This is a genomic window from Streptomyces longisporoflavus, from assembly GCF_014649775.1.
Lineage (GTDB): Bacteria > Actinomycetota > Actinomycetes > Streptomycetales > Streptomycetaceae > Streptomyces > Streptomyces longisporoflavus.
Map to the genome: position 1 here is coordinate 1 of NZ_BMTR01000077.1, position 7,631 is coordinate 7,631.

At 65.3% G+C, this 7,631-nt stretch carries 3 protein-coding genes; all 3 read left to right on the top strand.

From position 1 onward, the window contains the following. The first annotated feature begins 1,038 nt into the window (after positions 1-1,038). The 3 genes from IE226_RS43210 to IE226_RS43220 all read left to right on the top strand — a co-directional run bounded on the left by IE226_RS43210 (position 1,039) and on the right by IE226_RS43220 (position 7,321). A complete protein-coding gene (locus IE226_RS43210) occupies positions 1,039-4,293 on the top strand; it encodes an RHS repeat-associated core domain-containing protein (RefSeq protein WP_190087024.1) in 3,255 nt (1,084 codons plus the stop codon). Between the two features lie 348 nt (positions 4,294-4,641). Beyond that, positions 4,642-6,657: an IS1182 family transposase gene (locus IE226_RS43215; protein ID WP_190087022.1), complete on the top strand. Its 2,016-nt coding sequence runs from the start codon at positions 4,642-4,644 to the stop codon at positions 6,655-6,657. Between the two features lie 124 nt (positions 6,658-6,781). Then, positions 6,782-7,321, top strand: coding sequence for an SMI1/KNR4 family protein (locus IE226_RS43220; protein WP_190087023.1), 540 nt, complete (start codon positions 6,782-6,784; stop codon positions 7,319-7,321). Positions 7,322-7,631 lie beyond the last annotated feature (310 nt).

The window sequence follows — 7,631 nt, forward strand, 5'->3', positions numbered from 1 at the left end:
CAGCGCCCAGGCCCAGCCGAGGTCTCCCGGATGAAGTTGCAGCGGCGTGCGGTCGTCCTGCCATACGCGGAGGGCATCCACGACCCCGGTCAGTCCGTCGACGCCGGGCTCGTTCAGAACGATCGTCATGTCCCGCATCTCGCATCGTCGCGGCGACCGGCCATACCTGGTTTTACTCGGCCAGTCAGAGAGCCAGGACACGCATTGGTCCTCCTCGCTGTCGATGGTTCGTCGGTAATCGGGGTGGTCCATGTCCCCTTGAACAACTGCGTGGACTGGCAGCCAACTTGGCGTCGAAGCCTGACTCCTGGGCGGAACGCGTCGACTCACACTGAGGTCCTCGAACAACCGGGACCGGATCAGGGTGATGAAGTGGGACCGCACGCGCATCGTGAGTTCGCATCATTGATGCGGTAGGCGTGAGTCCCTGACCCGAAGCCCCGTAGTGCAGTGAGACGGTATCCGGAGGGAGAGTTCGGGGAGCAGGACGTGCTTCAGCTGGTCTCCGGCAAGTTGGTTGAGGGTGCTGCAGGTTGCGTGAGAAGTCCTTTGCGGCGGTGCCGTTCAAGTCTCGGATCGCCTTGTGCGGGCGGTGTTGTCCGGGTCGCCGATTGGCACCGGGGATTTTCGGTCAGGTTCGGGCCGGTGGCGGTTTCGCTCTCTGCAACGGGGGCGTGGGGAGGCTTTCGTTCCGCACTGTCTGAGGGTTTTTGCCCGCGTGGAGGGGAGGGGCCGGTTCCTTCATGTGTGGCATGGAGGTTCTGGGGAACAGGCCCGCGAGTTGTGGCGAGAGTGTGTCAATTTGTGTGCCTCCCGTGACCGTTGGGGTCTGCGGGATGTGACTTCCTGTGGGGGGAAGCCTTGATACATCGCACCTGGGGTGCGCGTCTTTCGCGTGCCCGGAAGAGATCCAGCCTGGCCTCGGCGGCAATTCTGGCCTCCGGCGCCCTGACGCTGTCCCTGCTGCCGGCCGCGGGCGTTGCCGCGGCGGCGGATGAGCCAGGATCGGCATGGGGCAAGGACGCCCCGACGTTCACGATGCCGCCGGTCAAGGTCGGTTCGAACGAGCCTGTGGTGCCGCAGGCCGAGCGCACGCCCTCGGATGAGGTGGCCGCGTGGCGGGCTGAGCAGAAGAAGCGCGCCCAGGGCGGTGAGGAGGCCGGCCGCTCCGGCCGTGCGGCGCCCAGCGATTACGTGCCCGAGGGGCAGGGCGACGTGCCCTGGCACAAGATCAGCAACTTCGCGATCACCGATGCCCTGACCGCCCGGGTCGACTACTCGACCGGCAACCTCATGCTGACCGCCACCGACTTCCAGATCGCCGGCGTGGGCCAGAACCTGAGCCTGTCACGCACCTACAACTCCCTCGATGCCCCGTGGGGGAAGGTCTCCCAGAGGTGGTGGCAGCAGTACGAGCGCTACCTGCAGGTCCTGGACGGTGAGGTCGTCCTCTACGACGCCTCGGGCGACAGCCTGCGCTTCGCCGAAAAGGCGGACGGGACCTTCACGACGCCCAAGGGCTACTCAAAGGAACTGAAGAAGAACGCGGACGGCACCTATACGGTCACGAACTGGAAGGCGCACTCGAAGGACACCTACAACGAGCACGGCACTCTGACCAAGGTCACGGACAAGAACAAGGGTGTCATCACCGTCACCCAGCACGACGAGGGCAGCGAGCACAAGGGCTTCAAGCTGACCGAGACGCGCTCCGGCCGGTGGATCGACCTGCTCAAGACCGATGCCTCGCAGTGGCAGGCCAAGGACAACTCCGGCCGCACCGCCGTCTTCGACCTCGACCCCGCCGGCAACCTGCACAAGACCACCAACGCCGAGGGCAAGACCACCACGTTCGACTACGACGACTCACGCCGCCTGACAAAGATCACCACGGCGGAGGGCCGGGTCACGGTCTTCACCTACGACAGCGCCAACCGCGTCACCTCCATGCTGCGCGCCACCGAGTTCAACGGCTCCGGCCACACCGGGCCCACCTGGACGTACGAGTACGACGCGACCTCGCCCACTGCGGCGGGCACAACCAAGGTCACCGATCCTGAAGAGCACGCCACCCGCTACAAACACGACGGCGACGGCCAGGTCGAGGAAGTCACCGACGCCCTGGGGCACAAGCGCTCAACGAAGTTCGACGCGAACCACAACGTGGACACGGCCACTGATGCGATGGGCTCGGGGACGACCCCCGGCAACGTGTCCGACTACGGGTTCAGCGCCCGCAACAACCTGGAGAGCATGGAGTCGCCGACGGGCGGGAAGTCGGTCGCCAGCTGGCAGACGATTGCGGGCGGAGACGTGCCCAAGGATTCCACCAACGCCGACGGTGAGAAGACCAGCTACACCTACGACACGGCGGGCAACACCAAGTCGGTGGCGCAGACCGGCACCGGCGGAGGGAGCGTCTCGTTCACGTACAACCCCGCGACGCCCAACTGTGGCGGGTTCGAGGGCCAGCGGTGTGCGGCCGAGACGAAGATGTCCGCCTCCAAGACCGTCAAGACGTCCTTCACCTACGACGACAAGGGTGATCTGCGTAAGGTGACTCCGCCCAAGCCCTTGGGGGAGAGCACGTACACGTACGACAGCCTGGGTCGCACCGAAACCCTCACCGACGGCCGGGGCATCAAGAAGGTCTTCACCTACGACCACCTCGACCGGATCAAGACCGTCTCCACCACCAATGACACGGTGCGCTACTTCTACGACGACGACGGCAACCTCCGTCAGCGCGACGACAACACCGGGACCGTCAAGTACCAGTTCGACCCACTGCAGCGTGAAACCGTCCGCACCCTGCAGGACGGCTCGCAAACGCTGCTGGCCTACACCCCTGCGGGCAATGTGGACTTCTACCAGGACCCGGCCGGGAAGGTCGACTACACCTGGAACGAGGTCAACAAGCTCAAGGAACTGAAGGACCCCCAGGGCCGGGTGACGACGTACAAGTACAACAACAACGACGTCCGCACCGAGACCGCATATCCCGGCGGCACGGTGCAGAAGGTCGACGTCGACAAGTCCAGCCGCCCTCAGAAGATCACGGCCACGTCCAGCAAGGGCACCCTGGTCGACCTCGCCTACACCTACGGCTACGGGACCGACGCCAAGACCGACGGCGACAAGATCCGCACCAGCACAGACGCCGTGGCAGGGACCAAGACGACCTACAGCTATGACGGGGCGGGACGCTTCTCCTATGCGGCGGAGAACAAGGGCTCCACGCTGAACGAGTCCTGGCAGTACTGCTACGACCTCGCAGGCAACCTCACCAGCCAGGGCACCGAGAAAGGCTGCCCACGCGGCACCACCTACACCGTCAACGACGCCCAGCAGATCACCGCGAAGAACGGCTCGTCCACCAACTGGTCCTACGACCAGGAGGGCCACGAGACGGCCGCGGCTTCGACACCGGAGGGGACCCGGACGGGCGAGAAGTGGTCGGATCACAGCCAGCTCACCTCGCTGACCGTCAGCGGCAAGACATACGCCGGGCAGTACGGTTCGACCGACCAGAGCGAGCGCATCAAGCTGGGCGACACCTATTTCCACAACGGGCCGATCGGCCTGTCGGCCACGTCAACTGCGGGTGTGGACACGGGCTTCAACCGGGAACCGGGGGGCACACTCAACTCCATGACCCGGGACGGCAAGGCGTACTACTACCTCACCGACGCCCTCGGCTCCGTCGTCGCCACGGCAGACGAGTCCGGCGCGAAGGTGAATACGTACTCCTACAGCCCTCGCGGCGTCACCCGCTCATCGAGCAGCGAAAAGATCGCCCAGCCCTACCGGTTCGCCGCCGGCTACCAGGATCCCACCGGGCTGTACCACCTCTCCGCCCGCTACTACGACCCCAACATCGGCCGCTTCAACAGCCCCGACCCCTCCGGCCAAGAGCAGAATCCCTACCTCTACGCCGAAGGCGATCCCGTCAACCGCATCGACCCCAATGGACTGGCGAGCTGGAGCATTGGAGGAGAGGTGTGTCTCGGCGTATGCATCGGAGGAGGCTACTCAAAGGATGACTCGGGCAACAGCGGCGGGTTCCTCAAGATCGGAGTCGGTACGCCGGGTGTAGGCGGCGGTGTCGAGGGATCGACCGGAGGTGCCGACCCTGGCCCGTCGGCATACGGCAACTGCGCGGCTGGATATGCATCGGCTGGCGGTCAGATTGGTCGCGGCGACAGAGGCAATCCTTCGTTTGCCGGCAGCGCTGGACTTGGCACATACGCCTCAACACCGACGTGTAGTGGCGGGCTACAAGTGCAGTTCTAGTCCGGAGCCCCGCTTGCAGAAGCTCGATCCGTAAAACGAGAGGAGAGATTGTGCGGGTGTTCCTTGCGGTCTTTGCTTTCATCGTAGGAATTACGCTGATAGCAACGAGAAAGAAGTTTGGGCAGAAAGCGGTCAATCAGCGGAATTTCTTCGGCCGGGCTAATGCTGCCGCCGGGGAAGGGGCGGCCCGATCGGGCCCTCTGATCATCGGATGCTTCATGATTCTCATGGGTGTGCTAGTCGCCACTGGGCTGGTAGATCCCGAATAGAAGACGGCAGCAGGTTGGCCTGGCCGATGGTCCCTTGGTCTTGCATAAGCGGCGCTCCGTCTACGGATGCAGTCCGCTTATGCAAGATGGACATCCTGGGCCTGGGTGCCCATCCTCTGCGTCGGCACGCTGCTGGCCGACGAGTACAAAGAGCGCAAAGAGGCCCCCGTTCCTCTTCTCCGCCCGCTACTACGACCCCAACATCGGCCGCTTCAACAGCCCCGACCCCTCCGGCCAAGAGGAAAACCCTGACCTCTACGCCGAAGGCGACCCCGTCAACCGCATCGACCCGACGGATCTCAAGAGTTGGCTCGACAAGGGCTTGGACCAATGCCGTGACTCTGTTGGTGATCTTGTCGGGGTGGTGACGACGGTCGCTGGTGGTGGTTGGCTGGTTTGTGGCGGGGCGGTCTCGGTTTTGAGGCGGTGGACGGTGTCGATGCGTCCGGCAAGTTTCCAGCGGATTCCCCCGATGACGGTCCGGACGGCGTGGGCGGCGTGTCCGAAGGGGACGTCGGTGATGCTGATGCGCGACCGGCTGGATGTGGTCTTCGCCGACGAGGACTTCGCTCATCTGTATCCCGTCAATGGCCGGCCGGGCTTCTCGCCGGGTCAGTTGGCGCTGGTGTCGGTGCTGCAGTTCGCCGAAAACCTCTCGGACCGTGCGGCGGCGGATGCAGTGCGCACGAGGATCGACTGGAAGTACGGCCTTGGCCTGGAGCTGGACGATCCGGGGTTCGACTATTCGCTGCTCAGTGAGTTCCGGGCCCGGCTGGCCGAGGGCAACCGGGCGGATCAACTGCTGCAGTTGATGTTGGACCGCCTGGTGGCGGCCGGGTTGCTCAAGGGGCGGGGCCGACAGCGTACGGATGCCACTCATGTCCTGGCGGCGGTACGGCGGTTGAGCCGGCTGGAGCTGGCGGGCGAGAGCGTTCGGGCTGCACTGGAGGAGATCTCCGAGGCCGACTCCGACTGGTTGCTGCCGCTGATCGAGCCCGCGTGGGCCAAGCGGTACGGCAGAAAGGTCGAGATCGGGAAAGTGCCGGGCGGCAAGGCAGCGGTGCGCGGACGTGCCGAAGAGTTCGGCCGGGACGGGCAGAAACTTCTCACCGCCGCCCTGGCCTCCGACGCCCCGCCCCGTCTGCGGATGCTGCGACAGATGGAGATCCTGCGACAGGTCTGGATCCACCAGTACTACTGGGATCGCGAGGGGCAACTGCGCTGGCGGGAGGGCACTGCTCTGCCGCCGGCCTCACTGCGGTTCGACTCCCCTTATGACACGGACGCGCACTACTGCGTCAAACGCGATGTCGAGTGGAGCGGATACCGGGTTCATTTCACCGAGTCATGTGATCAGGACCTGCCGCACCTGGTGACGCATGTGGCCACCACCATTGCTCCTGTCCAGGACGGGCAGCTGACCGAGAAGATCCACGACGACCTCGCTGTCCGCCGCCTCGCACCGGCCGAGCACGTCGTGGACACCGCCTACCTGACTCCCGCCCACGTCAAGCGCGCCCAGCGCGTCCACGGCATCACGCTGCTCGGCCCGATCCTCGCCGACAACAGCCGCCAGGCCAAAGCAGGCTCGGGCTTCGACAAGGCCGCCTTCACCATCGACTGGGACAACGAGCAGGCCATCTGCCCACGCGGCGCGACAAGTGCGTCCTGGAACAAGCTGAATGTCTCCGGCCATACCTACCTTCAGGCCCACTTCGCCGAGAGTGACTGCCGACCCTGCCCAGACCGCGCCCAGTGCACCTCCTCGGCCACCCGCTCCCGCTCCGTCGCAGTCCTGCCGCGGGCACTGCACGAGATCCAGACGCGCAGCCGACTCGACCAGCAGACCGATCAGTGGCAGCGCCGGTACGCCATCCGCGCCGGCATCGAGGCCACCCTCTCGCAGAACGTACGAGCTCACGGCCTGCGCAGAAGCCGCTATCGAGGTCTGACCCGCACTCACGTGCAGCACGTCCTGACCGCCATGGCCTGCAACCTCAGCCGTCTCGCCGACTGGTACGACCCCACCCCATCGGGCCGCGGGGCACCTCACTTCCGAACTCTCTGCACCACAGCCGGATTCGCCAGCACCTGACCGACCAAGATCACCAACAGAGTCATGCCGTTGCTTTAGTTTGCGGGCGTAGGCTGCTCGGTAGTGCCCACCGGGGGTGGAACGTCGCCAAGCCCTGACCCCACCAGGAAGGACGCTGACACCCATGCACCCCGCCGTTGCACGCCTTACCGAACTCATTGCCCCTCCCGGCCCTCGCCGCGCACGCGACTGGGCCGTCGTGGAGCAGCAGCTTGGCAGCGCCCTGCCGCAGGACTACAAGGACCTCGTCGAGGTCTACGGGGGCGGACTCTTCGACGAGGAGATCTGGCTCCTGGACCCCGAGTGCCCTGACAAGGACTACAACCTTGTTGACGAGGCCAAGTCACGTGCGGAGATCCTGCGGAACTTGTGGGAGACCGAGCCCAAACCGCCGCAGCTACTGGAAGGCGACGGGGCCGAGGTGCTGCCGTGGGCCTACATCGAGGGCAGCGGCGCCATGCTGTACTGGCTGCGTCGACCCGGGCAGAAGCCGGAGGAGTGGACCACTCTGTTCAACGAGGGTCGAGGGCCGGAATGGGAATACCATCCCCGCTCCTGCGCGGATTTCCTCATCCGTGCTCTTACCGGAGAAGCCAACACCGTCTATTTCGACGAGTTCCCCCCTGAGGAGCATGAGTTCGAATCCAATGACGAGCTTCTCTGAACGTGACGAAGCTGCATCACACGGGTGGCGGCGGTGGGCCGGTCTGCTGGGCTTATCGAGTGGTGTCTGACCGTCAGCTTCAGGGTGAGCCGGAGGACCGGTGCGGCGAGCCGCACCCGGAGTCGCGGAGTGTCTCGCCATGCTCGACCAGATCGCCTTCCACCCCCTGGACCTCGCCGCATCCGGCTGGCCCTGTCCGCTGGGCTGGTCCCACACCCGTCACGTGGCCCAGCCCAGCCCGGCCTGGGCGCCCGGACGGCGCCCGCGTCGTCACCACGACGCCCGGAGACTGGGAGAGTGCCGGGGTCCG